The sequence below is a fragment of the Thermodesulfobacteriota bacterium genome, assembly GCA_036482575.1.
In the GTDB taxonomy this organism is placed as follows: Bacteria; Desulfobacterota; GWC2-55-46; order GWC2-55-46; family JAUVFY01; genus JAZGJJ01.
The window spans coordinates 1-2,671 of sequence record JAZGJJ010000137.1 but is presented as its reverse complement, the minus strand read 5'-3'; the positions used below and the strand labels follow the sequence as shown (position 1 = coordinate 2,671).

Sequence of the window (2,671 nt, the reverse complement as noted above, 5' to 3'; positions counted from 1 at the left end):
GCGATAATGGCCCGATGCTTAGCGTATCGAAACTCCTGACGTCGTCACCCCCCCGGCCCGACGGTCAGCGGCCCGACGGTCAGCGGACCGATGGTCAGCGGACCGTCGCGACCGAGACCGACTCCATAAGGTACGGGCGCATCGAACGTCCGGTGGTGGTCTGGAACGTCACCCGCCGCTGCGACCTCCACTGCGTGCACTGCTACAGCGCCTCCGAGGAGCGCGACTACCCCGGGGAACTCTCGACCGACGAGGGGAAGCGGCTCATTGACGACCTGGCGGCCTTCGGCGTGCCGGTCCTTATATTCTCCGGCGGCGACCCGCTCCTGCGCGGCGACCTCTTCGAGCTCGTCCGCTACGCGCGGGACAAAGGAGTACGGCCCATACTCTCCACGAGCGGGACGAATATAGACGCCGCCGTCGCTCAAGAGATAAAGGACGCGGGCATAATCTACGTGGGCGTAAGCCTCGACGGCGGACAAGAGGTAAACGACCGCCTCCGGGGCATGCGCGGGGCGTTCGATAAGGCCGTCAACGGTCTCAGGCTCTGCCGGGACCTGGGCCTTACCGTCGGCATAAGGTTCACCATGAGCAGGAAGACCGTCGGCGAACTGCCGACCATATTCGAACTCATGGAGGCCGAGGGGGTCGAGCGAGGCTACTTCGCGCACCTCGTCTACGCCGGAAGGGGTGAAAGGTTTTCAAGGGAAGACCTCGACCACGCGGAAACCCGCAAGGCCGTGGACTACATATTCGAGAGGGCCGGGGAGTTCATAAAGAAGGGTATAACGAAGGACATCGTCATGGGCAGCAACGACGTGGACGGCGTGTACCTATACTTGAAGCTCAGGGAGAAAGACCCGGAGAGGGCGGAGCTCGTGGGTAAACTCCTCCGCGGCCGCGGGGGCAACACGTCGGGGGTGAGCCTCGCCAACGTGGACAACCTCGGGAACGTGCACCCCGACCAGTTCTGGACCCACTACTCGCCCGGCAACGTCAGGGAAAGGCCGTTCAAAGAGATATGGACCGACACGAACGACCCGGTGATGGCCGCGCTTAAAAACAGGAAGGCATATATAAAGGGCAGGTGCTCGGTCTGCCCCCGGTTCGACATGTGCGGGGGCAACTACCGAGTGAGGGCCGAGTTCGTAACGGGCGACCTGTGGGCCGAGGACCCGGCCTGCTATCTGACCGACGAAGAGCTCGGAATAACACGGTCAGCGGACCGACGGTCAGCGGACCGACAGGAGGTAAAAGAAACGGCATGAATACCAGGATTCTTCTCATCATACTAATATCGGCTTCTTTCATAGTATCGGGCTGCGGCGCGTTCGATCAGAGCGCCCGGCGAAACGCACGGGCCCACCTCCACGGCACGGCCTCGCTCATGATAATAGTGGAGAGGGAGTCCGGGAGCGTCATTATAGTGGACTCGGTGAACCACGAGGTGCTCGGCCGCGTCGAGGGGCTCGGGAACCTCCGGCACGAGAGCATGGTCTTCTCCCGCGACGCCCGGTACGCCTACGTAATAGGCAGGAGCGGCAACCTGAGCAAAGTGGACCTCGTGAAGCTGACACTCGAAAAGAAGGTGATCGTCGGCGAAAACTCCATCGGCATCGCCATATCGAGGGACAACAAGTACATAATGGTCTGCAACTACCGTCCGGGGAACGTCGTGATACTGGACTCCGCCACACTCGAGACGGTCAAGGTGATACCGGCGACGACCTCGACGCCGGACGGAGAAGTGTTCGCCTCGCGGACCGTGGGGCCGCTCGACACCCCGGACAACTTGATGGTCTTCGCCTTGATGGACACCGGAGAAGTATGGATCGTGGACATGAAGCAACCCGACTTCCCGGTAATAAAGAAGTTCACCGACATCGGGGATACCCCTTACGACCAGCTCATAACCCCGGACGGGAGGTTCTACCTCGTGGGCTTCGTCAAGTCCGACTGGGTGGGCATACTGGACCTCTGGAAGCTCGACGAGATAAAGAAGATAGACATGAGCGAGAGGAGGGAGGGGCTCAAGAAGTACTCAGGCGGCAAGAAGGTGCCGGTCTACCACATCCCGCACCTCGAGTCGTGGGCCGTCTCCGGGAACCTGACGCTCATCCCGGCCTTCGCCGAGAAGAGGGTGGTGGTCTACGACACGCGGGACTGGAGCATGGTAAAGTCCATCCCCATCGCCGGGACCGGGCTCTTCGTCGTGGCCAGGCCCGGCGGCAGGGAGGTATGGGTGGATAACGTGGAGGCCCCGGGGAGCGAGGCCGAAAGGCTCGTACAGATAATAGACGTCGAGACCCTCGAGGTGAAGAAGACCATTGATGTCGGCAAGGGCGCCATAGACCCGCAGTTCACGCCCAGGGGCGAGGCCGTATATATATCGGTAATGGGCGAGGACAGGGTTGCGGTCTACGACACGGACACATACGAGCTCATAAAGAACATCCCGGCCAAAAAACCCTCGGGGCTCTTCGGCACGGACAGGGCATCGAAGTTCGGGCTGTAACCCGGTCACGGACCGAAGAGTGATATCCTGGGGGGAACCCTTCTGTAGAAGGGTTCCCCCCAGACCCCCCTCCGAAGACTTTTAATTACGCCCCGCTGCCCCCCTTTTCATGGGGGGCAGCGGGGCGTAGCCTGAAGTTTTTGAAAGGAGTTTGAG

2 protein-coding genes are annotated in these 2,671 nt (G+C 61.2%); both read left to right on the top strand.

Annotated elements, in window-relative coordinates:
• The coding region (locus V3W31_06205; GenBank protein ID MEE9614533.1) for a radical SAM protein at positions 1–1,268 on the top strand (1,268 nt) is incomplete at its 5' end.
• Positions 1,265–2,515: a cytochrome D1 domain-containing protein gene (locus V3W31_06200; protein MEE9614532.1), complete on the top strand. Its 1,251-nt coding sequence runs from the start codon at positions 1,265–1,267 to the stop codon at positions 2,513–2,515. The genes V3W31_06205 and V3W31_06200, both read left to right, overlap by 4 nt.
• Positions 2,516–2,671 lie beyond the last annotated feature (156 nt).